This is a genomic window from Mesorhizobium sp. L-2-11 (genome assembly GCF_016756595.1).
GTDB lineage: Bacteria > Pseudomonadota > Alphaproteobacteria > Rhizobiales > Rhizobiaceae > Mesorhizobium.
On the sequence record NZ_AP023257.1, the window covers coordinates 3,670,128 to 3,695,389 of the forward strand.

At 62.1% G+C, this 25,262-nt stretch carries 25 protein-coding genes; 19 read left to right on the plus strand and 6 right to left on the minus strand.

Annotation, left to right across the window (positions count from 1 at the left end; genetic code table 11):
- Positions 1 to 7: 7 nt before the first annotated feature.
- From JG739_RS17530 to JG739_RS17540, 3 genes are read left to right on the plus strand one after another with little or no spacing between them, the layout of a single operon-like run.
- A complete protein-coding gene (locus JG739_RS17530; protein ID WP_202362690.1) occupies positions 8 to 466 on the plus strand; it encodes a GNAT family N-acetyltransferase in 459 nt (152 codons plus the stop codon).
- On the plus strand, positions 466 to 2,034 hold the full coding sequence (locus JG739_RS17535; RefSeq protein WP_202362691.1) for an amidase: 1,569 nt from the start codon (positions 466 to 468) through the stop codon (positions 2,032 to 2,034). Before JG739_RS17530 ends, JG739_RS17535 begins: the two co-directional genes overlap by 1 nt.
- 27 nt (positions 2,035 to 2,061) lie before the next feature.
- The gene (locus JG739_RS17540) at positions 2,062 to 2,871 is read left to right on the plus strand and encodes a YdcF family protein (RefSeq protein WP_202362692.1); all 810 of its coding nucleotides are present in this window, start codon (positions 2,062 to 2,064) and stop codon (positions 2,869 to 2,871) included.
- Here the strand turns inward: JG739_RS17540 and JG739_RS17545 are convergent.
- A complete protein-coding gene (locus tag JG739_RS17545; RefSeq protein WP_202362693.1) occupies positions 2,808 to 3,578 on the minus strand; it encodes a DUF599 domain-containing protein in 771 nt (256 codons plus the stop codon). The genes JG739_RS17540 and JG739_RS17545 overlap by 64 nt on opposite strands.
- A 161-nt stretch (positions 3,579 to 3,739) precedes the next feature.
- Here JG739_RS17545 and JG739_RS17550 point away from each other — a divergent pair, with 161 nt between their 5' ends.
- The 4 genes from JG739_RS17550 (at position 3,740) to JG739_RS17565 (ending at position 7,265) form a co-directional block, all read left to right on the plus strand.
- The gene (locus JG739_RS17550) at positions 3,740 to 5,143 is read left to right on the plus strand and encodes an L-serine ammonia-lyase (protein ID WP_202362694.1); all 1,404 of its coding nucleotides are present in this window, start codon (positions 3,740 to 3,742) and stop codon (positions 5,141 to 5,143) included.
- A gap of 158 nt (positions 5,144 to 5,301) precedes the next feature.
- Complete coding sequence (locus JG739_RS17555) at positions 5,302 to 5,739, plus strand: DUF1489 family protein (protein WP_202362695.1); 438 nt, start codon at positions 5,302 to 5,304, stop codon at positions 5,737 to 5,739.
- Positions 5,740 to 5,835: 96 nt separating this feature from the next.
- Complete coding sequence (locus JG739_RS17560; protein ID WP_202362696.1) at positions 5,836 to 6,567, plus strand: VWA domain-containing protein; 732 nt, start codon at positions 5,836 to 5,838, stop codon at positions 6,565 to 6,567.
- Complete coding sequence (locus JG739_RS17565; RefSeq protein ID WP_202367509.1) at positions 6,567 to 7,265, plus strand: DnaJ domain-containing protein; 699 nt, start codon at positions 6,567 to 6,569, stop codon at positions 7,263 to 7,265. Before JG739_RS17560 ends, JG739_RS17565 begins: the two co-directional genes overlap by 1 nt.
- Before the next feature lie 44 nt (positions 7,266 to 7,309).
- Here the strand turns inward: JG739_RS17565 and JG739_RS17570 are convergent, their stop codons facing one another.
- Positions 7,310 to 8,695 carry an SPOR domain-containing protein gene (locus JG739_RS17570; protein ID WP_446720500.1) on the minus strand — a complete coding sequence of 462 codons (1,386 nt, stop codon included), beginning with the start codon at positions 8,693 to 8,695 and terminating at the stop codon, positions 7,310 to 7,312.
- A gap of 393 nt (positions 8,696 to 9,088) precedes the next feature.
- On the opposite strand from JG739_RS17570, the gene JG739_RS17575 reads away from it, so the two are divergent.
- From JG739_RS17575 to clpA, 6 genes are all read left to right on the plus strand, one after another.
- Complete coding sequence (locus tag JG739_RS17575; protein WP_202362698.1) at positions 9,089 to 9,418, plus strand: phasin family protein; 330 nt, start codon at positions 9,089 to 9,091, stop codon at positions 9,416 to 9,418.
- A gap of 168 nt (positions 9,419 to 9,586) precedes the next feature.
- Entirely contained in the window at positions 9,587 to 10,654 is a 1,068-nt protein-coding gene (locus JG739_RS17580; protein WP_244749472.1) for an ABC transporter ATP-binding protein, read from the plus strand.
- 114 nt (positions 10,655 to 10,768) lie between these two features.
- On the plus strand, positions 10,769 to 11,794 hold the full coding sequence (locus JG739_RS17585; protein WP_202362699.1) for a Fe(3+) ABC transporter substrate-binding protein: 1,026 nt from the start codon (positions 10,769 to 10,771) through the stop codon (positions 11,792 to 11,794).
- 44 nt (positions 11,795 to 11,838) lie between these two features.
- Entirely contained in the window at positions 11,839 to 13,515 is a 1,677-nt protein-coding gene (locus JG739_RS17590; RefSeq protein WP_202362700.1) for an ABC transporter permease, read from the plus strand.
- 304 nt (positions 13,516 to 13,819) lie between these two features.
- Complete coding sequence (gene clpS / locus JG739_RS17595; RefSeq protein WP_023801212.1) at positions 13,820 to 14,146, plus strand: ATP-dependent Clp protease adapter ClpS; 327 nt, start codon at positions 13,820 to 13,822, stop codon at positions 14,144 to 14,146.
- A 6-nt stretch (positions 14,147 to 14,152) separates the two neighbouring features.
- Entirely contained in the window at positions 14,153 to 16,609 is a 2,457-nt protein-coding gene (gene clpA, locus JG739_RS17600; RefSeq protein WP_202362701.1) for an ATP-dependent Clp protease ATP-binding subunit ClpA, read from the plus strand.
- 83 nt (positions 16,610 to 16,692) lie between these two features.
- Here the strand turns inward: clpA and JG739_RS17605 are convergent, their stop codons facing one another.
- The 4 genes from JG739_RS17605 to JG739_RS17620 are packed head-to-tail and all read right to left on the minus strand — an operon-like array spanning position 16,693 to position 19,620.
- Positions 16,693 to 17,127: an HIT family protein gene (locus tag JG739_RS17605; protein ID WP_202362702.1), complete on the minus strand. Its 435-nt coding sequence runs from the start codon at positions 17,125 to 17,127 to the stop codon at positions 16,693 to 16,695.
- A 33-nt stretch (positions 17,128 to 17,160) separates the two neighbouring features.
- Complete coding sequence (locus tag JG739_RS17610) at positions 17,161 to 18,378, minus strand: GNAT family N-acetyltransferase (protein WP_202362703.1); 1,218 nt, start codon at positions 18,376 to 18,378, stop codon at positions 17,161 to 17,163.
- Between the two features lie 41 nt (positions 18,379 to 18,419).
- Positions 18,420 to 19,148, minus strand: a complete 729-nt coding sequence (locus JG739_RS17615; protein ID WP_202362704.1) for a glycerophosphodiester phosphodiesterase — start codon at positions 19,146 to 19,148, stop codon at positions 18,420 to 18,422.
- 7 nt (positions 19,149 to 19,155) lie between these two features.
- Positions 19,156 to 19,620 carry a RidA family protein gene (locus JG739_RS17620; RefSeq protein ID WP_202362705.1) on the minus strand — a complete coding sequence of 155 codons (465 nt, stop codon included), beginning with the start codon at positions 19,618 to 19,620 and terminating at the stop codon, positions 19,156 to 19,158.
- A 138-nt stretch (positions 19,621 to 19,758) separates the two neighbouring features.
- On the opposite strand from JG739_RS17620, the gene JG739_RS17625 reads away from it, so the two are divergent.
- The 6 genes from JG739_RS17625 to tsf all read left to right on the plus strand — a co-directional run bounded on the left by JG739_RS17625 (position 19,759) and on the right by tsf (position 25,087).
- Complete coding sequence (locus JG739_RS17625; protein ID WP_202362706.1) at positions 19,759 to 20,586, plus strand: cell envelope integrity EipB family protein; 828 nt, start codon at positions 19,759 to 19,761, stop codon at positions 20,584 to 20,586.
- 198 nt (positions 20,587 to 20,784) lie between these two features.
- Positions 20,785 to 22,083, plus strand: a complete 1,299-nt coding sequence (locus JG739_RS17630) for a hypothetical protein (protein WP_202362707.1) — start codon at positions 20,785 to 20,787, stop codon at positions 22,081 to 22,083.
- Between the two features lie 101 nt (positions 22,084 to 22,184).
- Positions 22,185 to 22,463, plus strand: coding sequence for a DUF4031 domain-containing protein (locus JG739_RS17635; RefSeq protein WP_202362708.1), 279 nt, complete (start codon positions 22,185 to 22,187; stop codon positions 22,461 to 22,463).
- Complete coding sequence (locus JG739_RS17640) at positions 22,460 to 23,071, plus strand: LysE family translocator (protein WP_202362709.1); 612 nt, start codon at positions 22,460 to 22,462, stop codon at positions 23,069 to 23,071. The genes JG739_RS17635 and JG739_RS17640 overlap by 4 nt, the downstream gene beginning before the upstream one ends.
- A gap of 177 nt (positions 23,072 to 23,248) precedes the next feature.
- Positions 23,249 to 24,046 carry a 30S ribosomal protein S2 gene (rpsB, locus tag JG739_RS17645; RefSeq protein ID WP_202362710.1) on the plus strand — a complete coding sequence of 266 codons (798 nt, stop codon included), beginning with the start codon at positions 23,249 to 23,251 and terminating at the stop codon, positions 24,044 to 24,046.
- A 117-nt stretch (positions 24,047 to 24,163) separates the two neighbouring features.
- Positions 24,164 to 25,087: a translation elongation factor Ts gene (gene tsf / locus JG739_RS17650; RefSeq protein WP_202362711.1), complete on the plus strand. Its 924-nt coding sequence runs from the start codon at positions 24,164 to 24,166 to the stop codon at positions 25,085 to 25,087.
- The last annotated feature ends 175 nt before the right edge of the window (positions 25,088 to 25,262 follow it).

A 25,262-nucleotide genomic window follows, 5' to 3' on the forward strand; every position in this document is an offset into this window, starting at 1 on the left:
CGGACCGATGGCAATCCAGATCGCCATCGAAACGCCGCTGCAGGACGACGTACGCGGGCTGGTCAAGGAGCTCAACGCCACGCTGCTGGAATTGACGCCGCCGGAGCACTGCTCTCACATGACCGTCGAGCAGATGGCCGACAACGACACGACTGTCTTCATCGCTCGCGACAACGGCCTCGCCATCGGCTGCGGCGCGCTGAAGCGCCACGACGGTGCCGTCGGCGAGGTCAAGCGCATGTACACGCGGCCTTCGCATCGCGGACAGAAGATCGGCGCAAGGATCGTCGAGCGGATCGAGGCGCTGGCGCGCAATGAAGGGCTGAAGCGTCTGGTGCTGGAAACCGGCGACCGCCATCCGGCCGCGTGGACCGTCTATGAACGCGCCGGATTTTCGCGCTGCGGCCCGGTGCTGGACTATCCCGATTCCGGGTGGTCGGTATTTTACGAAAAGAGCCTTGCCTGATGAGCGACCTGACCCAGCTGACGATTTCGCAGGCCCGCGCCAAGCTGCGCGCCAGGGAAATCACCGCATCCGAGATCACCGAAGCCTATCTCCAGGCGATCGAGCGGGCCAATCCGACGCTCAATGCCTATGTCGTGGTAACCGATGACAAGGCGCGCGACATGGCCAAGGCCTCGGACGCAAAGCTGGCGAAGGGCGAGGGCAGGTCGCTCGAAGGCATTCCGCTCGGCATCAAGGACCTGTTCGGCACCGAAGGCATCCACACCCAGGCCTGCAGCCATGTGCTGGATGGGTTCAAGCCGCACTACGAATCGACCGTCACCGCCAATCTGTGGGCCGACGGCGCCGTCATGCTCGGCAAGCTCAACATGGACGAGTTCGCCATGGGCTCGTCCAATGAGAGCTCCTACTACGGCCCAGTCGTCAATCCGTGGCGGCGTTCACGCGTCGACACGATGGTGATGCCGACCACGCATCAGGGCGATGGCGGTTTTGTCTCGGCCGGCGGCACCAGGACCGCGCGCACGCTGGATAATGCCCGGCTCGTGCCGGGCGGCTCGTCGGGTGGCTCGGCCTCCGCCGTTTCGGCGCTCCTGTGTGCCGGCGCCACCGCCACCGACACCGGCGGCTCGATCCGCCAGCCCGCCGCCTTCACCGGCACGGTCGGCATCAAGCCGACCTACGGCCGCTGCTCGCGCTGGGGCATCGTCGCCTTCGCTTCGTCGCTCGACCAGGCCGGACCGATCGCCCGCGACGTGCGTGACGCCGCGATCCTCTTGAAATCGATGGCCTCGGTCGATCCGAAGGACACCACCTCGGTCGACCGCCCGGTGCCGGACTACGAAGCGGTGATCGGCAAGCCGATCAGGGGCATGAAGGTCGGCATCCCCAGGGAATATCGCGTCGACGGCATGCCCGACGAGATCGAGGCGCTGTGGCAGAAAGGCATTGCCTGGCTGAAAGATGCCGGCGCCGAGATCGTCGACATTTCGCTTCCGCATACCAAATACGCGCTGCCGGCCTATTACATCGTCGCGCCCGCCGAAGCGTCGTCGAACCTCGCCCGCTATGACGGCGTTCGCTACGGGCTGCGCGTGCCGGGCAAGGATATCGTCGACATGTACGAAAAGACCCGCGCCGCCGGCTTCGGCCGCGAGGTCAAGCGCCGCATCATGATCGGCACCTATGTGCTCTCCGCCGGCTACTACGACGCCTACTATCTGCAGGCGCAGAAGGTGCGCAACCTCATCAAGCGGGATTTCGAAAACGCATTCACTGCCGGCGTCGATGTCATCCTGACACCGGCAACGCCGTCGGCAGCCTTCGGCATCGCCGACGAGGACATGGCCGCCGACCCGGTCAAGATGTACCTCAACGACATCTTCACGGTGACCGTGAACATGGCCGGACTGCCGGGCATCGCCGTGCCCGCAGGGCTTGACGCCAAGGGCCTGCCGCTTGGCCTGCAGCTCATCGGCCGGCCGTTCGACGAGGAAACCTTGTTCCAGACCGCCCATGTCATCGAACAGGCGGCGGGCACGTTCCAGCCGGAAAAGTGGTGGTGGTAGTGTCATCTCCCATCTGAAGGGTGAGGGATGTTCTACTATCTTTCCAAAATATTCTGGCTCCTCGTCCAGCCATTGAACCTGGCGATCATCCTGCTGCTGGTTGCTTTGCTTGCTGCGTTGGTCCGGCGCAGAAAGCTGTTTGCCCTCGGCAGCGGGCTGGCGTTTCTCGTCCTCGCCCTCTCGACCTGGACCTCGCTCGGAGCACTGTTGCTCAATCCGTTGGAAGAACGTTTTCCGCGCCCGCCGCTGCCGGAAAAGGTCGATGGCATCGTCGTGCTGGGGGGCGGCATGGAGGGCGCCGTCAATTTCGTGCGTGGCGGCTATGAACTGAGCGCAAGCGGCGATCGGATGGTTGCGGCGGCCGTGCTGGCGCGGCATTATCCGACAGCGAAAGTCGTAATCTCTGGGGGCGGCATCGCAATGATCGGCGATGGTGAGGGCGATGCAGAGACAGCGCCGCGGCTGTTCGCCGCGCTTGGTGTGACGGCCGATCGGCTGATCCTCGAGAAAAAATCCCGCAACACCGACGAGAACGCCGCCTTCACCCGGGGACTGGTCACCCCAAAACCGGGCGAGACCTGGCTGCTGGTGACCTCGGCCTTCCACATGCCGCGCGCCAAGGCGCTGTTCGACAAGGTCGGCTTTGCCACCGTTCCCTGGCCGGTCGATTACCGCACCTCCGGCAAGGAAGGCATAGGCCTGTCTCGCGACGATCCCTTCAATTCGCTGCAGACCACCAGCACGGCGGTCCGCGAATGGATCGGGCTCGTCGCCTACCGGCTGTCGGGCCGCATCGATCGGCTTTTTCCCGGACCGGGTGTCGGCTCGGGTGGCTGACCGATCACGGCTTGCCGCGCCGCCGAGAAGAACTGGCGACGCACCAGAACCGCCAGCAACAGCAGCGTCGACAGCACGAACACTTTTGGGTCGACGAACCAGCCGAGATAGCCGATCGAGAAGAACACGCCGCGCATGCCGGAATTGAAATGTTTTCCGGCCAGCATGTTCATGCGCGCCGCCCGCCATACTGCTGTCTCGCTGACCGGGTTGTGTGAAGCCTCTCCGTGCGGGATCGGCACCGCACCGATCAGGATCGAGCAATAGTTGAACAGCCGGTAGGCCCAGCCGAACTTGAAAAAGGAATAGGCAAGGATCAGCACCAATCCGAACACCTTCATCTGAAAAGCCGGCATCTGAAAGGCGGAGCGGGACGAAGTCGCGCCGAGCGGCAGGTCGCTCAGCACCGAGACAACCTGCTCGGAGGCGCCGAGCAGGGCAAAGCAGCCGCCGATCGCAATCAGCGAACTGGAGGCGAAGAAGGCGGTTCCCTGTTGAAGGCCGGCCATGATGGCGGTGTCGACAATGCGGACTTCGCGTTCGGCCATGTTCCGCATCCAGGCTTGACGCTGGACGTTCATCGCCGTCGTCAGCGACATGCGCCTGACCAGCTTTCCGTCGGAGGCGAGCGTATGCATCACCCACACGAAAAGGAAGAAACCCAGCGCAACGAGGTCTGCCGTCGACAAATGGAAGGAATCGCCCATGCAACCCTCTTACCACAAGCGGTGGTGGTGCTTCGATGGCGGAACGCAACGATGTCGCTGGCGGAGCAAACAAGGTCGGCAGGTGCAGCGCCGCAATCTTCGAAAGAGCGGAAACATCACAGGAATTCCTATATGTAAATTCCAATAGGAGAGAGCGGCGCGTGTTCCTTTCGGTTTTCGACCTGTTCAAGATCGGCATTGGACCATCGAGTTCGCACACGATGGGACCGATGACGGCTGCGCGGCGTTTTCTCGACGAGGTCGCGGGGGATGACTGGCCGCGCCCGGCCGGCGCCAAGGTTGATCGCATCGCCGCCAGCCTGCACGGCTCGCTTGCCTATACCGGCATCGGCCATGGTTCAGATCGCGCCGTCGTGCTCGGCCTTGCCGGCCAGACGCCGCAGACGGTAGACCCCGATCAGGCGGACAGCATCGTCGAGCGTATCGCCGCCGAGAAGCGGATTTCGCCGCCCGGCCACCCATCCTATCGCTTCGACCCGGCCACGGATCTGGTGCTGGATCGCAAGACGCCGCTTTCCGGCCACGCCAACGGCCTGGCTTTCTGCGCCTATGATGCCGACGACCGCCTGCTGCTCAAGCGCATCTACTATTCGATCGGTGGCGGCTTCGTTGTTTCCGAGGAAGAACTGCAGCGGATGAAGGCGAAGGGCTCGGCGACGAGCGAAGGCAAGAAGGTTCCATACCCCTTCAAGAATGCTGTCGAGATGCTGTCGATGGCCGCGAAAAGCGGTCTTTCCATCGCCGACATGAAACGCGTCAACGAAGAGACGCAGATGACGCGCGAGGAGCTCGACGCCGGCCTCGACGGCATCTGGAGCGCCATGAAGGGCTGCATCGAGCGCGGCCTGTCGCAGGATGGCATCATGCCGGGCGGCCTGAAGGTGCGCCGACGCGCGCGGCAGTTGCATGACAGGCTGCAGGAGCAGTGGCGGCAGAACCGGCCCAATCCGCTGCTCGCCAACGACTGGCTGTCGATCTATGCCATGGCGGTGAACGAGGAGAACGCCGCCGGCGGGCGCGTCGTCACCGCGCCGACCAATGGTGCTGCAGGCACGCTGCCGGCGGTGCTGCGCTATTGGCTGCATTTCCACCCCGAGGCCGACCAGCCTAGCATCCGCGACTTTCTGCTGACCGCGGCAGCGATCGGCGGCATCATCAAGACCAACGCTTCGATCTCGGGCGCCGAAGTCGGCTGCCAGGGCGAGGTCGGTTCGGCTTCGGCGATGGCGGCAGCGGGGCTGTGCGCCGTGATGGGCGGCACGCCCGAGCAGGTCGAGAACGCCGCCGAGATCGCGCTCGAGCATCATCTCGGCATGACCTGCGATCCGGTCGGCGGGCTGGTGCAGGTGCCTTGCATCGAGCGCAACGCGCTCGGCGCCGTCAAGGCGGTGACTGCCGCGTCGCTGGCCATCAAGGGCGACGGCGTTCATTTCGTGCCGCTCGATGCCGCAATCGAGACCATGCGCCAGACCGGCCTCGACATGAACGAGAAATACAAGGAAACCAGCCTCGGCGGCCTGGCCGTCAATATCGTGGAATGCTGAGCCAGACTTTGCACTATGGCCAAACTTTGCACTGTGGCCAAACTTTGCACTGGGGATTGACGCCGTGGAGAACAGCGGCACTGGGGAGAAAGTCGGCACTGTGGAGAAAGTCGATTGGGCCGGTTGACGCCTTTGCGCCGCGGACTAAACCTTAATCCATGTCCCTCAATCTCATAAAGCTCTGCGTTGGCTGCGACAGCGTCGAAGATCTCGAAGAGTGGATCGCCTTCCGCCTCGATGAACGGCGGCGCGCCGGTGAACCGGTCGAGCACTACCATACCACCCGCATGACGCCGACGCGCAGCGCCGAGGTCACCGATGGCGGTTCCCTCTACTGGGTGATCAAGGGCAATGTGCAATGCCGCCAGTTGATCACCGAAATCCGTCCTTTCACCGATGACGAGGGTATCGGCCGCTGTCACCTGATCCTCGATCCCGCGGTCGTGCTGACCGAATGGCAGCCGCGCCGCGCCTTTCAAGGCTGGCGCTATTTGAAACCGTCGGACGCACCGGCCGATCTCTCCAAGGGCAAAGCGGGATTGGTCGAAATGCCGCCGAAACTCAGGCGCGAGCTTGCCGATCTCGGCCTGCTCTAGGAAGGCCCCAAAATTCAAGCTGCGGTGATCGCCGGCCCTCCAGATCGCCCCATGCTGGGCTTGCAAGCTGTGCGACAACGCCACATCTTGAATGTCATGAGTGACAAGAAGCAGCCCGTGCCCGCAAAGGCCAATCCTGCGCCGGTCGAACCCCAATCGAGCACCGGCGAGATCGATGCGTTTATCCGTCAGGCAAGGACGCTGGCTGCGTCCGCGACCGGTACCGGCAGGCTGATCCTGTCCCTCGATGCGACAATGAGCCGCCAGCCGACCTGGGATCTCGCCTGTGCGCTGCAGGGCGAGATGTTCGACGCCGTCGGCAAGGCCGGGGCGCTCAAGGTCCAACTGGTTTATTTTCGCGGTCTTGGCGAGTGCCGCTCATCCGCATTCGTCACTGATACGAACGCGCTGAAGCAGCTGATGACGCGGATCGAATGCCGAAGCGGCCACACCCAGATCGGCAAGGTGCTCGCGCATGCGCTGAAACAGACGGCGGCGGCCAAGGTCAACGCGCTGGTCTATATCGGCGATGCGATGGAGGAAAACATCGACGATCTGGCGGAAAAGGCCGGCAGCCTCGGCCTGCACGGCGTTCCTGTCTTCGTCTTTCAGGAGGGCCATGATGCCGGCGCGGAAAAGGCGTTCAAGGAAATTGCGCGGTTGTCCAAAGGCGCCTGGTTCCGATTTGATCGGCGGGCCGCCGCAACCTTGGCCAGCCTGCTATCGGCGGTCGCGGTGTTTGCGACCGGCGGGCTGAAGGCTCTGGAGGCCAGGGGCAGGCCGGAAGACCGGCTGATGATCGAGCATCTGCGGAGCGGCAGGAAATGATGGGCGCGACTATCGCATTCGTGGCGTTGCTTTTGGCGCTGCTCGGCGCGGCCGCGGTGTTTCTGCGCGCCGACCCCGGGAAACTCGCAATCTGGATGAGGACAGTTGGGCCCGCGCTGCTGGCGCTGATCGGCGTCGCTGCGCTTCTGGTTGGACGCACAGGCCTCGGCGGCTTGATCCTGTCGACGGCGCTCGCCTGGTGGGGCTCGATGCGGATGAAGCGGCCGACGGCGAAACTGGAGCCGGGCAAGTATTCGACGGTGCGCACCGCGGCACTCGAAATGGAGCTCGATCACGATACCGGCAATCTGGAGGGCCTCGTGCTGGCCGGCCGCCATGAAGGCAAGATGCTAGGCACGATGAGCCTTGCGGAATTGCAGCAGCTTTATCGCGAACTTCCCGGCGACCCGGAGAGCCGCCAGCTCCTAGAGACGTATCTTGACGGCAGATTTCCCATCTGGCGCAAAGACGCGGAGGCGAATGGTGGCGACGGGCTGGGTGTTTCGCCAGGTTCGGGCGCCATGACTAAGGAGGAGGCCTACAAGATCCTTGGTCTTGAAGCGGGGGCCGCCGCGGCGGATGTCCGCAAGGCGCACCGCCGCCTGATGCAGCGCCTGCACCCCGATCTCGGCGGCACTTCTTTTCTGGCGGCGCGGATCAACGAAGCCAAGGACGTCTTGCTCTCCAATCACAACTAGTCTCCTTCGACGCAGAATTCTTCCGGGAGATGTTTCGACGCCTCCTACTGGTGGACGGCGTAGCACTCGATCTTCTTTTTCTTCAGGGCGTTGCAGGCTTTCCAGGCGGCAGTCTTCGAGCCAAAACCGAACCGGGCGCGGTAGTAGGTGACGCCGCCCTTTTCGAAGGCGACGGTGAAGCCCACAGCATCGGCCAGGACCGAAGGCGCCTGTTTGCTCGTCTCGTCCAGGAGAGCCTGGGCTTCGGACTGTTTTGGCGAAGAGGCTACCTGGACTGCCCAGCCGGACGGCACCGACGCCGTGTTGACGGGATCGACCTTTGCCGGTTCGGCATAGGCTGCTGCGACCCGTGCGGTCGCCAAATCGTCCGCCGTCGCCGCGGCCACTGTCTCGACCTTACTGGTCTGAGAGACGGGCCTGGTCTCCACGGGGGTGGCTTCGTCAACGACGGGCTCGGCCTCCTCCACCAGGGAGGCAATGGCATCGCCGTCCTGGGCATCGCCATCTTGGGCATCGTAATTCGGGGCATCGCCGTCGGGCCTGCTGTCCGGCGTCGGCGCGTCGCGCTTGGGCAGGAATACTTTCGCCAGCGCGGTGATCGGGTTGCCACCGCCAGCCTTGGCGATCAGCATGCCGCTGCCGCGCGACGACGCCTTCGGCAGGTAGGTTTTGATCAAGCCTGCCATCTGATTGTCGCGGCTGCCGCCGGACTTGCCGCCTATGACCACCGCGACGATGCGGCGATCGCCGTCGTCGACCGAGGAGACGAGATTGTAGCCGGAGGCGCGGGTGTAGCCAGTCTTGATGCCGTCGACGCCCTTGATGCGTCCCAGCAGGCGGTTGTGGCCGTTGATGCGCCTGCGGCCGTAGAGAAAGGAACGCTGCGAGAAATAGCCGTAATATTGGGGAAAATGCTCCCGCAGCGCGATGCCGAGCACCGCCATGTCGCGCGCGGTGGTGAACTGACCGGGATTTGGCAAGCCGTGGGCGTTGCGGAAAACGGTCCCCTTCATGCCCAGCGCCCGCGCCTTGGCTGTCATCATGTGGGCGAAATTGGCTTCATTGCCGCCAAGAAGCTCGCCGATTGCGGTTGCCGAGTCGTTTGCCGACTTGGTCACCATCGACAGGATCGCGGTCTCGACGGTGATCGCGCCGCCCCGTTTGACGCCGAGCTTGGTCGGCGGCTCGGCAGCAGCATTCGCCGAGAAGACGACCCGGGAGCTCTTGCTGATCTTGCCGTTCGCCATGGCCTCGAAGGCCAGGTAAAGCGTCATCATCTTGGTGAGCGAGGCGGGATAGCGTCGGCCATCGGCATTCTGGGAGTAAAGGACCTTGCCGGTCTTGGCGTCGATGACGATGGACGCCGACCTCGCCGCCATGGACGAAGCAGCGTCGGCAACGACGAACGTCATCGCCAAAGCGAGGATCATGATCGTTTTCAAAGAGGACGCGGATTTGGAGAGAATGCCCGACAACGCCTGACGCACCGATGGTTCCTTTGAATTTTTTGTTGCGGTGGAGGCGGCAAAGGGGTCCTGCCTCACTTCAAGCCAAGCTATCGCAGTCAGCGTTACCAATCCGTTTATGGTAACCGCGGCGTTCACCATTTTCTTCGAGCTTGAGCTTTTCTTTATTCGAATTTTAGCCATTACCCGATGGTTGCGCCGGCCTGCTGCCGGATGGCCGGGCCGCACCTGGTGAAACGCGGAGTCGGTGAAACCTTGACTTTTGTGCAGTGCACAATATATTACTTGCATTGCACAGCGCGGCCCGGGACAAGGCCGCGTCCACCGCTCAACGACAACTGTCAAGGGATTGCGTGAATGACCCAGACCTATGAAGATTTCAGCAAATACGGCAAGGAATTTGCGGATAACGGCTTGAAGAGCTTCGCGTCCCTTTCGAAGGGTGCGCAGGCCATCGCCACCGAGGCGGGCGAGTACACCAAGAAAAGCTTCGAGGCCGGCAGCGCAGCAGCCGAGAAACTTCTGTCGGCCAAGTCGCTGGAGAAGGCGATCGAGATCCAGTCCGATTTTGCCAGGCAGTCGTACGAATCCTTCGTCACCGAAGCCACCAAGATCGGTGATCTCTATGCCGAACTCGCCAAGGAAGCCTACAAGCCGTTCGAATCAATGGTCGCAAAGGCGAAATAATCTCGCTATAAGATGTGAGCATGGCCCTTGGGCCTGCAAGACGGACCCGGTCGCGAATGTGCGGCCGGGTTTTTTTCATGGAAATTTGAGCGCATATCGTTGGTTTCCAGCCAATCAACGCTGATCTAAACAGCAATGAGCCGGGTTGTCGGTTTAGCTGAGGGGCGAATGATGCATGGGTCGATAAGTGATGCCGGCGCTCCGCTAACGCTGGAACACATCAGCCGACGCTTCGGCGACACCCTGGCGCTGGATGATGTTTCGCTTTCGATTGCGCCCGGAGAGATCGTCTGCCTGGTCGGCCAGTCCGGTTGCGGCAAATCCTCGCTTTTGCGGATCATTTCAGGAGTCGATACTGCCGACAGCGGAAGAATTCTGCTCAATGGCACTGAGATCGCGGGCGCGAACAGCTTTGTCGAGCCCGAAGACCGCAACATCGGTTTCATGTTCCAGGATTACGCCCTTTTCCCGCACTTGACCGTCGAGGAGAATGTGGCCTTCGGCCTCGGGCGACTGTCGCGGCGCGAGGCGAGCGCCCGTGCGGCCGAGGTGATCGCCCGAATCGGCATCCAGGCGCTTTCCGGCCGCTATCCACACACGCTTTCGGGTGGCGAGCAGCAGCGAGTCGCACTGGCGCGGGCGCTTGCCCCAAAACCCGTCATCCTGCTGATGGACGAGCCTTTCTCGAATCTTGATCGTGGCCTGCGGGAGCGGGTGCGCGAGGAGACCATTTCGACGTTGAGAGCCTTGGGGACGACGGCGATCCTCGTCACGCACGACCCAGAGGAGGCCCTTTCCGTCGGTGACCGAGTTGTGCTGATGCAGGAGGGTCGTGTTGTGCAGGTCGGGACGGGATACGATATCTATGATCATCCCAATTCGCTCTACGCCGCCGAATTCCTGTGCCCGTGCAACAGGGTAGAGGGTATCTACCGCGATGGCCGGGTCGAAACGGTGCTGGGCATCTTTCCAGCCCGGCTCGATCTTCCGGAAGGCGGCAAAGTATTTGCCTGCATCCGCCCGCAGGCTCTCTGCCTTTTCGGTCCCGATGAAGGTCTGCCGGCGCTTGTCGTCAACCGTTCTTTTCTGGGTGAGATCGAACAATTGTTGGTCAGGATCGAGGGCGTTGCTGACCCCTTGCGCTTGCGCACCACAAGCCGGATCGATGTAAAGCCGGGTGAGCCGATCCACCTGACCATCGATGCAGGCGGCGTCCTGATATTCGCTGCGGCATAAGTCGCAAGCGCTTTGGTCGCAAAGTAACTTGACTAAATTAGTCACATATGATCGAGCAATTCTCGGGCTGTCAACAATGCCAGCCGCACCAATCAATTAATGGAGGACCGCTTCATGAAGAGCCTTTCCACATTGCGACTCGCCCTGGTGGGCGGCGTCTTCGCCCTCGCTGGCGGGGTCAGCGCCATGGCGGCCGAACTGAACATCTACACCACGCGTGAGCCTGGGCTGATCCAGCCGCTGCTTGACGCCTTCACCGCCTCGAGCGGCGTCAAGGTCAATACAGTCTTCATGAAAGATGGTCTTGCGGAGCGTGTCGCCTCGGAAGGGGAAAGCTCACCTGCCGACATCCTCATGACGGTCGACGTCGGCAACCTCGCCGACCTGGCCGAAAAAGGCCTGACGCAGCCGGTCGTATCAGATGTTCTGAAAGCCGCGGTGCCGGACAACCTGCGTGACCCGGCCAACAACTGGTTTGCTCTGTCGATGCGGGCCCGTGTGCTCTACGCTGCCAAGGATCTCGATCTTGCCGCGTTCAACTACGAGGACCTGTCCGATCCAAAATGGAAGGGCAAGGTCTGCATCCGTTCCGGCCAGCATCCCTACAACACCGCTCTTTTCGCCGATTACATGGCACATCACGGCGCCGAGGCGACGGAAGCATGGCTTGCTGCCGTCAAAGGGAATCTCGCCCGCAAGGCGGGCGGCGGCGACCGCGATGTGGCCAAGGACATCCTCGGCGGCATTTGCCAGATAGGCATCGCCAATTCCTATTACGTCGGACTGATGCGCTCCGGTAAGGGCGGTGAGGAGCAGGTCGCCTGGGGCGACGCGATCAAGGTCGTCCTGCCAACGTTTAGGGATGGCGGCACGCAGGTCAACGTCAGCGGCGCGGCCGTCGCAAAGCATGCGCCGAACAAGGGTGAGGCGGTGAAGCTGCTGGAATATCTGGTCTCCGACGACGCCCAGAAACTCTATGCCAAGGCAAATTTCGAATACCCGGTCAAGGCCGGCGCTCCGATCGACCCGATCATCGCCTCGTTTGGCGAGTTGAAGGTCGATCCCGTGCCGATGACGGAAATCGTCAAGCATCGCAAGCAGGCAAGCGAACTGGCCGAGAAGGTCGGCTTCGACAACTGATGGGCGATCCGGGCGTGGGCAGTGCTGCGCCCGGTGATCTCCCGATGTCGGATGTCGACCTGCCTAATGCCTCCACTCCCTTGGTCGCCCGGTACAGGTCCGGGCGACTGTGGTTCACGGCGACCGTGCTTGTCGCTGTGCTGGTGGCCACTCCGGTTCTCGCCCTTGTCTGGCAGGCGCTGCGGGGGTCGAGCGGGCTCTGGCAGCATCTACTCGCTTACGTGCTGCCGCAGGCCTTCCAGCAGACCACGACGCTGCTCGTCGGCGTCGGTGTCCTCGTCACGCTTCTTGGCACCTCGACGGCCTGGCTTGTCACCGCCTATGACTTTCCCGGCCGCAGGTTTCTCGAATGGGCGCTGCTGCTCCCGCTCGCGGTGCCGACCTACATAATCGCCTACGTCTATCTCGACCTTCTCCATCCGATCGGCTTGATCCAGGGTGCGGTCAGAGCAGCACTTGGCTACACCAGCCCGCACGAATTCCGCCTTCCCGACATCCGGTCGATGGCCGGCTGCATCGTGCTGCTCGGCTTCGTGCTCTACCCCTATGTATACCTGACGACACGGGCGATGTTTCTCACCCAGGCGGCCAATCTGGTCGAGGTGTCGCGCACGCTTGGAAGTGGCCGAGGCGGCGTCTTCTGGCGCGTCGCGCTGCCGCTGGCGCGCCCGGCGATCGCTGTCGGCGTCAGCCTGGCGCTGATGGAGGCGCTGAACGACATCGGTGCCTCGGAGTTCCTCGGCGTGAAGACACTGACGGTCTCGGTCTACACGACATGGGTGACGCGGTCCGACCTGCCGGGCGCGGCGCAGATTGCGCTCGCGATGCTGTCATTGGTGGTCGCGCTCGTCACCATCGAGCGTTGGGCGCGCCGTCGTCAGCGTTATTGGTCGAGCCCACAAAAGGCGCGGAGTTTCACACCGCATCGTCTCGGCACCGTTTCCGGTCTGGTGGTTTTTGCACTCGGCCTTTTGCCGGTGTTCATCGGGTTCATCGCCCCGGCGAGCTATCTCGTCGTCGAGGCATGGAAGCGCGTCCGTTTCGCAGGGCTGTCGCCCCGGCTTTTATCGGAAACGCTCAACACCGTCACCCTGTCGGCCATGGCTACGCTCGCAATCCTCCTCTTTGGCGTGGTCATCGCCTATACCGCGCGCTCGCTTCCCGGCCGCATCACGGCGGCTTTGCAGCGGATTACCACGGTCGGCTATGCGATGCCCGGCACCGTGGTTGCCATCGGAATATTGTTGCCCGTCGCGGCGCTTGACCAGATGATCGACCGAGCCGCGCTGGCATGGCTGGGCGCGCCAACCGGCCTGCTGCTGATCGGGTCCGGAGCAGCGCTCGGCTACGCCTATGTCGCACGCTTCCTGGCGATTGCGGTCGGTTCGGTGGAGGCGGGCTTCAGCCGCATTCCGCGCTCGTTCGATCACGCCGCGCGCAGCCTCGGCCAGAATGTGACTGGCACATTCCGGCATGTTCATCTGCCGCTTTCGAAACCGTCGCTCGTCGCTGCGGGCTTGCTCGTGTTTGTCGATTGCATGAAAGAATTGCCGGCGGCGCTTCTGCTGAGGCCGCTTAATTTCGAGACCCTGGCGACGCATCTCTACGGCGAGGCGGCGCGCGGAACCTACGAGGAAGCGTCGATCGCGGCACTTGCCATAGTTCTCGTCGGCACCTTGCCTGTCGCCATTCTCGCTCGTTTTGGACGATGGAAATCCTAGGTGTGTTCGGCCTTGACAGTCTCGCTGGCTCCTAAAGCGCGGCTGTTAGCTGACGCATCCACGATAAACCGTAAGTGCTCGACGCCTGTCGGATCTTGCCGATGCCCTCGATTTTGAAATCAGGGGCTCCGCTGCCTTCACGATTTCGAAAAATCGGTCAAGTTTGGCCACCTAGCCATATTGTCAGCTAAACAGAAGGGCTTAAAATCATTCATCGAACACCTACATGTCGAAGGCGCTAGGGATTCGAAAAAGGCAGGACTAGGTGACTACAGGTTTGACTGCCACAACAGACGTGGCGCGGATGCAGAACGGCAGCGACGGCAACGAGACCGGTCGCGGCACGGCTGTCATCACGCGCACCAAAACCAAGACCAAGAAACCTAGCCTTTATCGGGTCCTCATTCTCAACGACGACTACACGCCCATGGAATTCGTGGTTCACGTGCTGGAGCGTTTTTTTCAGAAGGACCGTGAAGCCGCCACACGCATCATGCTTCATGTTCACAATCATGGAGTGGGCGAGTGCGGGGTCTATACATTCGAGGTGGCCGAGACCAAAGTGTCTCAGGTCATGGATTTCGCCCGACAGAATCAGCATCCGCTGCAATGCGTGATGGAGAAGAAGTGAGGTAACATGCCGGCTTTCTCCCAAGGCCTGGAAAAGGCGCTTCACCAGGCGCTGACGCTCGCCAATGAGCGGCACCACGAATACGCAACCCTTGAACATTTGCTGCTCGCGCTCATCGACGACACCGAGGCGGCCGCGGTCATGCGCGCCTGCAACGTCGATCTTGACGAGTTGAAGCATACGGTTCTCACCTACATCGACACCGAGCTCGACAATCTCGTTACCGGCTATGACGAGGATTCCAAGCCGACGGCCGGTTTCCAGCGCGTCATCCAGCGCGCGGTGATCCATGTGCAGTCGTCCGGCCGCGAGGAAGTCTCCGGCGCCAACGTGCTCGTCGCCATCTTCGCCGAGCGCGAGAGCCATGCCGCCTATTTCCTGCAAGAACAGCAGATGACCCGCTACGACGCGGTCAACTACATCTCGCATGGCATTGCCAAGCGGCCCGGCGCATCCGAGACGCGGTCGCCGCGCGGCGCCGATGACGAGCAAGGCCAGAGCGGCGCCGAGCCGCAAGAGGACGGCGGCAAGAAAAAGCAGCAGCAGGACGCGCTGACCGCCTATTGCATCAATCTGAACAACAAGGCCAAGGCCGGCAAGATCGATCCGCTGATCGGCCGCGAGTCCGAGATCAACCGCACCATCCAGGTGCTGTGCCGCCGCTCCAAGAACAATCCGCTCTATGTCGGCGACCCTGGCGTCGGCAAGACGGCGATCGCCGAGGGCCTCGCCAAGCGCATCGTCGAGGGCGACGTGCCGGAAGTGCTGCACAACGCCACCATCTTCGCGCTCGACATGGGGACATTGCTGGCCGGCACCCGCTATCGCGGTGATTTCGAGGAGCGGCTGAAGCAGGTCGTCAAGGAGCTCGAGGATTATCCGGGCGCGGTTCTGTTCATCGATGAGATCCACACCGTGATCGGGGCAGGGGCGACGTCTGGCGGCGCCATGGATGCGTCGAACCTGTTGAAGCCGGCGCTGTCGTCCGGGACGATCCGCTGCATCGGCTCGACCACCTACAAGGAGTTCCGCCAGTTCTTCGAGAAGGACCGCGCCTTGGTGCGGCGCTTCCAGAAGATCGACGTCAACGAACCGACCATCGAGGACGCCATCGAGATCATGAAGGGTCTCAAGCCGTATTTCGAGGAGTTCCACAAGGTTCGCTACACGTCTGAGGCGATTAAGGCTTCGGTCGAACTGTCGGCGCGCTACATCAACGACCGCAAGCTGCCGGACAAGGCGATCGACGTGATCGACGAGACCGGTGCCTCGCAGATGCTGGTGCCGGAGGCCAAGCGCAAGAAGACCATCGGCATCAAGGAGATCGAAGCGACGATCGCCACCATCGCCCGCATTCCGCCGAAGACGGTTTCCGCCGACGACGAGAAGGTGCTGGCCGGTCTCGACGTCGAGCTGAAGCGCGTCGTCTACGGTCAGGACACCGCGATCACGGCTTTGACCTCGGCGATCAAGTTGGCGCGGGCCGGCCTGCGCGAACCGGAGAAGCCGATCGGCTCCTACCTGTTCTCGGGGCCGACCGGCGTCGGCAAGACCGAAGTGGCAAAGCAGCTCGCCGCCTCGCTCGGTGTCGAGCTGATCCGCTTCGACATGTCCGAATACATGGAACGCCACACCGTCTCGCGGCTGATCGGCGCGCCTCCCGGCTATGTCGGCTTCGACCAGGGCGGCCTTTTGACCGACGGCGTCGACCAGCATCCGCATTGCGTGCTGCTGCTGGACGAGGTCGAGAAGGCGCATCCGGATCTGTTCAACATCCTGTTGCAGGTCATGGACCATGGCAAGCTGACCGATCACAACGGCAAGCAGATCGACTTCCGCAACGTCATCCTGATCATGACCACCAATGCGGGCGCCTCGGATGCGCAGCGCGCGGCGATCGGTTTCGGCTCGACCAAGCGCGAAGGCGACGACATCGAAGCGATCAACCGGCTGTTCACGCCGGAGTTCCGCAACCGTCTCGATGCGATCATCCCGTTCGGATCGCTGCCGGTGCCGGTCATCCACCAGGTGGTGCAGAAGTTCGTCATGCAGCTCGAGGCCCAGCTCTCCGAGCGTGGCGTCACCTTCGACCTGTCGCAGGAGGCGATCGCCTGGCTGGCCGAGAAGGGCTATGACGAGCGCATGGGAGCACGGCCGCTCGGCCGCGTCATCCAGGAGCACATCAAGAAGCCGCTGGCCGACGAGGTGCTGTTCGGCAAGCTCAAGAAGGGCGGCACGGTGCGTGTCACCGTCGACAGGAAAGAGACCGGCGAAACCGGGCTGAAGCTCGAGTCACTCGCCGACGAGGCGCCGGTCAAGCCGAAGAAGGAAGAACCGGACGACACGCCGAAGCCCAGGAAAGCTGCCGGCAGGAAGCCGGCCGCGAAAAAGGCGGTCGCGCAGCCCAAGGGCAAGGATGGCAGCAAGCGCAGCCTGGTGCCGCAACTGCCCCGCAAGGGATGATGGCCTGAAAGAAAAAAAGCCCCGGAAACGGGGCTTTTTTACGTTGAGGAACTGGTGGGTGGCCGGACGCGCGACGCCCGACGTCAGTTTGCCAGCGCCGTCCGTATCTTGCCCGCGTGCTCAGCCAACACGTCCGGCTTCTCCATCTGCCCACTATGCGGCTTCAAAGGGATGTCCTCGAAGCGTGGAATGACATGGACATGGAGGTGGTAGACGGTCTGGCCAGAAGCGGGCTCGTTGAACTGCAGGATGGTGACACCATCGGCGTCGAAAGCCTTCTTCACCGCCACCGCCACCTTTTGCACGATGGCGAAGAGTGAGCCGAATGTTGCAGGATCCGCGTCAAGCAGGTTGCGCGATGGCGCCTTCGGCACAACCAGCGTATGACCCGGCCCTTGCGGCATCACATCCATGAAGGCGACAACAGCGTCATCTTCATAGACGCGATGCGACGGGATTTCAGCGCGCAGGATTTTCGCGAAGATATTGTTGCTGTCGTAGATGGTTTTTTTGGCCATGGCGTGCCCTCCGCATTGTTGCTTGCTCTAACTTTAATCGTCCGCCAGATCCTTGCGGAACGGGGTGTGCTCTTCGAGATAGCCGGCCATCCGCTCGACTTCGCGGCGCTCGCGCCTGAGATAGTCGGCGACCGCGTTACGCAAGCCGGGATGCGCGATGTAATGCGCCGAATGCGTGGTCACCGGCCTGTAGCCGCGCGCCAGCTTGTGCTCGCCTTGCGCGCCGGCTTCGACCACCTTCAGCTTACGGTCGATGGCGAAGTCGATCGCCTGGTGATAGCAGACCTCGAAATGCAGGAAGGGGTGGTCCTCGATGCAGCCCCAGTTGCGCCCGTAGAGCGCATCGGAACCGATGAAATTGATAGCGCCGGCAATGTAGCGTCCATTGCGCCTGGCCATCACCAGCAGGATGTCGTCGGCCAAGCGCTCGCCGATCATCGAGAAAAACTCGCGGCTGAGATAGGGCCGCCCCCATTTCCTGCTGCCGGTATCCATGTAGAAGGCAAAGAAGTCGTCCCAGACCCTTTCGGTCAGGTCTTTGCCGGTCAACCAGTCGATCGAGATGCCGTGAGCGAGCGCCTCGCGCCGCTCCTTCTTCATCGCCTTGCGCTTGCGCGATGCCAGAGTGGCGAGAAAATCGTCGTAGGTCGAATAACCCTCGTTGAAGAAGTGAAACTGCTGGTCGGTGCGGTGCAAAAAACCCGCCGCTTCCAGCGCCTCGACATCCCTCAGCTGCGCGAAGGTCACGTGCGCGGAGGAAACGCCGAGCTTGTCCGTCACTGCCTTCAGGCCGGCTGCCAAGCCGGCCTTCACGGCGCGACTGTCCTCGCCCTTGTCGACCAGCAGGCGAGGGCCGGTGACCGGCGTGAACGGCACGGCGCACTGCAGTTTTGGATAGTAACGCCCGCCGGCGCGCTCGAACGCGTCCGACCAGCCGTGATCGAAAACATATTCGCCCTGGCTGTGCGATTTCAGGTAGCAGGGAATGGCACCGAGCAGCTTTCCCTGCGCTGTCTCGAGCCTGAGATGATGGCCCTGCCAGCCGGTGCGCCGCACAGCGCAGCCGGAATCCTCAAGCGCGCTCAAAAAGGCGAATGAAACAAGTGGGTTGTAGCCGTTTTCTATATCGCCGCGCGAGGTCCCGCCGAGGCCATCCCATTCGGCGCAGGTAAAGGCGCCGATGCCGGAGGCAATCCGGATCGCATACGCTCCATTCGCCGTTTGCCCGTCGCCTTCATCGCCTTGATCCATGAGGCCTATTTAAGCTCCGTGCCGGTCCATGCAAGCTCGGTTCAAGCGACCTGCACGAGATCCGGCTCAAATCCTTCGAACGTCATCTGGTCGGCATATCTGAAGGTCAGGTCGACCGCCGGTTGGTCGAGCACGGTCCAGGTGATTACCGGCATTTTGAGCCTTTCGCGCACAAAACTGACAAACCGGTTCGGCAGGTCGCCTGCGGCATAGGAGGTGAAGGCGATGTCGTGCGCCAGCATGGCGAAATGCGCCTCGATCAACTTGACTTCGTTGCCATAAGCGGTCAGCCCGCCCGGAATGCCGGGCGCGTGTTTCGGGAAATTGCGGATCAGCCAATGGTCGAACGACATGATCGCCGCCTTGCCCCTGTAGTTTTTGAGCATCTTGCCGACGCTTTCCACCAAGCCTTCGTCGCGGCCGGGAACCCCTTTCAGTTCGACGACCACCGGCACGCGGCCGTCGACCAGGTCGAGGGCCTGCTGCAGCGTCGGCAGACGATCCGATGTGCCGCCGATCTTGAGGGCCGTCATTTCTGCCGCCGTGCGCTGCCAGACAAAACCGTCCTGGCCGGTCAGCCGCCTCAGATCGCTATCGTGGATGATCACCGGGATGCGGTCTGACGACAGATGCACATCGCATTCGATCGCATAGCCGCGTTCAGCCGCAGCGGCAAAGGCGGAAAGCGTGTTCTCCCAGCGCGACTTGTTCATGTCGTGGAGGCCGCGATGGGCAATGGGTCGGGCGGTCAGCCAGGAAAGGTCGGTCATGCCGGGCTCATTCGACTTCGAAGATGGCTTCGATTTCCACTGCGGCATTAAGCGGCAGGGAGGCGGCACCGACGGCGGCGCGGGCATGCTTGCCGGGGTCGCCGAGCACTGCAACCAGAAGATCCGAGGCGCCGTTGGCAACCAGGTGCTGCTCGAAAAAATCCGGCGCCGAGGCGACGAAGACGGTGATCTTCACCACGCGGCGGATTTTCTCGAGATCGCCAAGTGCTGCCTTGGCCTGCGCCAATATGTTGATCGCGCAGTATTTTGCCGCTTCCTGGCCAATTGCGATGTCAACATCACCGCCGAGCAGCCCGCTCGCCTGCAGCTTGCCCTGCTGGAGCGGCAGCTGTCCGGCGATGAACAGCAGATTGCCTGACCTGCAATAGGGCACGTAATTGGCGGCGGGCGCGGCAGCGACCGGAAGCGTCACGCCGAGATCGCTTAGCCGCTTTTCGATTGTTTCACTCATGGTATTTCCCTATTGCTTGATGACGCTGCGCAGGCCGGGCCGAAATTGCAATTTTTGCCTCGCTTCCGCCACGACTTTTTTTAAGCTGGACCCTCTTTCCCTGCGGCCTGCCATCAGGCGCGATGATCGGAGCCCCTCATGCGCGCAACACGCCTCGCATTCCACGCTGTCCTGCTGCCAGCGGTGTTCTCGATGGCGCCGGCTTTTGCCGTACCGGCGCTGCAGGCGCATCGCGCGGTCTATGATCTGACCTTGGACAAGGCTTCCGACCGCTCCGGCATCACCGGCATTTCCGGCCGCATGGTCTATGAGTTCAACGGCTCGCCTTGCGAAGGCTATACGGTGAAGTTCCGTTTCGTCACCCAGATCGTCACCAACGAGAATACAAGGCTCACCGACCAGCAGACGACCACTTTCGAGGACGCCGAAGGCAAGACCTTCTCGTTCGTGACAAAATCCTTCGTCGACCAGAATCTCGACAAGGAGGTCAAGGGCACCGCGACGAAGCAGACAAACGGCCTCAAGGTCGACATCGACAAGCCGGAGACGAGCAGCGTCGAACTGCCGGCCACCCAGTTTCCGACGCAGCATCTGGTCGAACTGATCGACAAGGCCGAAAAGGGCGAAAATTTCTACGAAACCAATCTGTTCGACGGTTCGGAAGATGCCAACAAGGTGATGACCACCACCGTCGTCGTCGGCAAGAAAGCCGATGCCGACAAGACCGATCCGGAAGTGCCGGTACTGGCTAAACTCGCCACCGACAAATACTGGCCAGTCGACATCGCCTATTTCGACAGCACCGACAAGTCAGGCGAGGAGGTGCCGGAATACCGGATCAGCTTCAAGTTGCATGAGAACGGCATCACGCGCGACCTGCTCATGGACTACAACGACTTCTCGATGACCGGCAAGCTGGTCAATCTTTCGCTGTTCGATCAAACGAAACCCTGTCCGCCGAAATAGAGCGTCAGCTTAGCCACGCCGCAGGGCGGCGCCTACACCGCCGCGCGTCCTTGGACGCGCAAAGGTCGCTGTAGCACTTTGATTTTGCGCATGGTCCTTTCCGAAAATCGATTCCGATTGTTGAGGTCATGCGCCATGACTTGAACACGCCGCAATTGCATTTCAACCTCTACTCCGAGGGATCGATCGGGGGGTGGGTTGAGCAAAATCGATGTGTTCGTGGCGCCGACGCCCAATCCGGCGCTGATCAGGATCATGACTGTCGTCAACCGCGTCGTCATGCTGCATGGCATTCCCGGTTTTCGTGACCTGTTGCCGTTCAACCGCGTGGCCGGATTGCGCGGTGTCGCCAATGTCCGCCATATCGACTTTCCCGACGACGACCGGCAGCGGCTGAAGGCCTGTTGCGGCGCAGGCAAAGCAACATTCATCACGCCCAACCATCCGGAATTCTTCACCGATTGGATGATCGACAAGGAGATCGTCTCGCAGGTCAGTCCGCTCGCGGCATCCTGGGCCACGCATGACGTCGTCAACGGCCTCGGCCGGATCATGCAGAAATTCTGGCTGGCCAACAATCTGATCGCCCAGATACCCGGCAACAGCGGTGCTGCCAAGGAACACTCGATCGCCTGGGCGCTGAAAGGGCATGGCGTTCTCTTGCATCCCGAGGGCGGCGTCGGCTGGCATGCCAATGTCGTCGCTCCGCTTCTCCCGGGCGCGGTCGAGATGGGGTTCGAAGCGCTCAAGCGCGGTCGCGCTACGGATCAGGATTTCAAAGTCTGGATCGGGCCGGTTGTCTGGAAGCTCGCCTTCACCAAAAATGTCGAGCCGGCGCTGGCGCAGGAATGCGCCTATGTCGAGAAGAGCCTGAAGATCGAACGCCGTGCCGCCGATACGCTGCCGGAGCGCGTCCACCATATCTATGCGACGCTGCTGTCGCGCGATGAGATTGCCTGCGGTACGGCGCCCGACGAACGGGCCTCGTACACTACGCGTCAGACGCAGTTGCTGCTCGAATTGAGCCGGCGCCTGGGGGAGGGTATTTCGGTCGATCCCGGCACCAGCGAGATCGCCGAGCTTTTGCGCCGGTCGCGCCGCTGGCTGCGGGAAGGCACCGGCGACGCCGAGCGACAAAAACAGATCCGCACGCTGGCGGACACGATCCAGCGTCTCCAACGCGTTGGACCGTGGGCCTCAGCCAATCCGCGCATCACGCAAGAGGAGATCGCAGAGCATCTGAAGCGCATTCGCAACGACTATTGCAAGGGCACGCTGCGCGACACGGTCAATTGCTTCGTGCCGCAGCCGGCCGGGCCGCGCTGCGCGCATATCCGGGTGCCGGAGCCGCTGGGATTGCACGCCTATCCTGACTCGATCGACGATGCGCTTGCCGAACTGCACAGCCGCATGCAGGCGGCGGTCACCACGACCGTGGCCGAACTCGAAGCCGCCGGCAGCTTCATTTTCTATCCGAATCCCTTCTATCATCGCTAGGATTGGCATCGCTAGCATTGGCATCGCTAACGTTGGATCTCGGCTGCGGGTGAGTTGCGGCTCCGCTGGTCGGCGAAAGATGAAGGAGTGCGGCAAGCCTCATGGCGGTCTATGTCGACGCGGCGATCTGGAAATGGGTCGGCCACCGCTGGTGTCACCTGCTGGCCGACGATACCGACGAGCTGCATCGTTTTGCAGCACAGCTCGGCGTCAAGCGCTCGTCCTATCAGGGGCCGCCGAAGACATCGGCGCCGCATTATGACATAACCGGCTTCGAGCGCGACCGCGCGGTGCGGCTAGGCGCCATCGAATGCAACCGCGAGGAGATCGTTGCTGTTTTCCGGCGGGTCCGCGTGCCGAGGGGGAAGATACGACCATGACTTTGACGGCATTTCTGGCTTATTGCGCCGCAATCACATTTGCCGCCGCCACGCCTGGCCCAGCGATGTTCACGGTTATCGCCAGCGGCGTCTCGCGCGGGTTCGTTCGCGCTTTCCTGGCTGGGCTCGGCATCGCCGCTGGCGACGCGGTGCTGGTGAGTTTGGCGCTGCTCGGTCTCGCGGCCCTGGCACAGACCTTCGAATGGGTTTTTCTCATCCTGAAATATGCGGGTGCTGCCTATCTGATGTTTCTTGGCATCAGGATGTGGCGATCGGCTTCCGCGCGAGCAGATGGACTGCGGGCAACGCAGGCAAGACTGTCTCGATCGTTTTACCTCGGCATCTCCATCGCATTGGGCAACCCCAAGGCGATTCTGTTCCACGCCTCCATCATGCCGTTGATCCTCGATCTCAACACGATGAGCTTCGCCGAGGGGCTGCTCGTGATTGCGGTCGTGATCGGCGTCAACATTATCACCATGGGCGTCTATGCGGTGCTTGCCGGGCAGGCTTCGAGCTGGTTCAAGACGCCAAGGCGGATGCGCTTGATGAACAGGTTTGCCGGCGGCGCCATGATCGGCACCGGTGCGCTGATCGCCGCACGTTGAGCCGCAGGACACCGCAGCGCTTGCGTTTGCCGTGCAACCCCTCTATATGCGCGCTCATTCCACACACGGACTTTGGTGTCTGCCCGGGAGAAATCCGGCTGAAACCTCCGGTGGCGTTCGAGGACAAAGTCCAGAAATGCCTGTGTCCGTGGAGGCTAACCGGAAAAGGACATAAGAATGGCTCTGCCTGATTTCAGCATGCGCCAGCTTTTGGAAGCTGGCATTCACTTCGGCCACCAGACCCACCGCTGGAACCCGAAGATGGCGCCCTATATCTATGGCGCCCGCAACAACATCCACATCATCGACCTCTCGCAGACGGTGCCGCTGCTGCACCAGGCGCTGAAGCAGGTTTCCGATACCGTCGCCAAGGGTGGCCGCGTGCTGTTCGTCGGCACCAAGCGCCAGGCGTCCGATATCGTTGCCGACGCCGCGCAGCGCTCGGCCCAGTACTATGTCAACTCCCGCTGGCTCGGCGGCATGATGACCAACTGGAAGACGATCTCGAACTCCATCCAGCGCCTGCGCAAGCTTGACGAGATGCTGGCCGGCGAGGCCCAGGGGCTCACCAAGAAGGAGCGCCTCAACCTCGACCGCGAGCGCGAGAAGCTCGACAAGGCGCTGGGCGGCATCAAGGACATGGGCTCGACGCCCGACCTGATGTTCGTGATCGATACCAACAAGGAAGCGATCGCCATCCTCGAGGCCAAGCGTCTCGGTATCCCGGTCGTCGCCATCATCGATTCCAACTGCGACCCGGACAAGATCGATTTCCCGATTCCTGGCAATGACGACGCGGCCCGCGCCATCCAGCTCTATTGTGATCTGATCGCCAAGGCGGCAATCGACGGCATTGCTCGCCAGCAGGGCGCGCTTGGCGTCGATGTCGGCGCTTTGGCCGAGGCTCCGATCGAGCCGGCACTCGAGCCGACGCCGACCGCCGAGACTCCGGCCCCCCAGACACCGGAAGCGTAACAGCGAAGGCCGGTTTCGGCCTTCATCTTTCTCATATTTTGGCGCGCTAAGCGCTGGCGCCAGGCGCATCATCGAGGACCGGTGGTGCGTCGGTGCATTTTAAACAAAGAGGCGACAATGAGCATTTCGGCTGCACAGGTCAAAGAACTCCGCGACTTGACCGGCGCGGGCATGATGGACTGCAAGATGGCGTTGAACGAGACCAACGGCAACATGGAAGAGGCCGTCGACTGGCTGCGCAAGAAGGGCATCTCCAAGGCCGACAAGAAGGCCGGCCGTACCGCGGCCGAAGGCCTCATCGGCGTCGATTCCGGCGTGCGTGAGGCGGCGGTCGTCGAGGTCAATTCCGAAACCGACTTCGTTGCCCGCAATGCTGCCTTCCAGGAGATCGTCGCCAACGTTGCCAAGGTGGCGCTCGCCTATGGCGGCAAGACCGAGGTCGTCGCAGCCGCCCCGTATCCGGGTTCTGACAAGTCGGTTGCCGACACCATCAAGGACGCTGTCGGCACCATCGGTGAGAATCTTGGCTTTCGCCGTTCGGCCAAGCTCACCGTCGAGCAGGGCGCCGTCGCAACCTACGTCCACAACGCGGTTGCCGACGGCCTTGGCAAGCTCGGCGTGCTGGTCGCCATCGAGACATCTGGCAACGCGCAGGCCGCCAACGCCTTTGCGCGTCAGGTCGCCATGCATGTCGCCGCCACCAATCCGATGGCGCTGACCACGGAAGAACTCGATCCGGCGGCGGTCGAGCGCGAGAAGGCGATCTTCGCCGACCAGGCACGCCAGTCCGGCAAGCCGGAAGCGATCATCGAGAAGATGGTCGAGGGCCGTCTGCGCAAGTTCTACGAAGAGGTCGTGCTGCTCAAGCAGGCGTTCGTGCTCAATCCTGACATCACCGTCGAGAAGGCGCTGCAGGATGCCGAGAAGGAAATCGGCGCATCGGCCAAGATCACTGCCTATCTGCGATTCGCGCTCGGCGAGGGCATCGAGAAGGACGAGACCGATTTTGCGGCGGAAGTCGCGGCGGCGGTCAAGAAGTAAAACGCTCTTTCTGAAAAGACTTTACGGCCGGGTGTTCGCGAGGATGCCCGGCCGATTTCTTGCGCGGCATCGATGAAGGCCAGGCGTCGGCGACAGGAATTGCTAATGCAAGGACAGCCGGCTGGCTACCTGCCGGATCTGCTCGTGCCCGGATCTGCTCGTGCAAGATGCATTT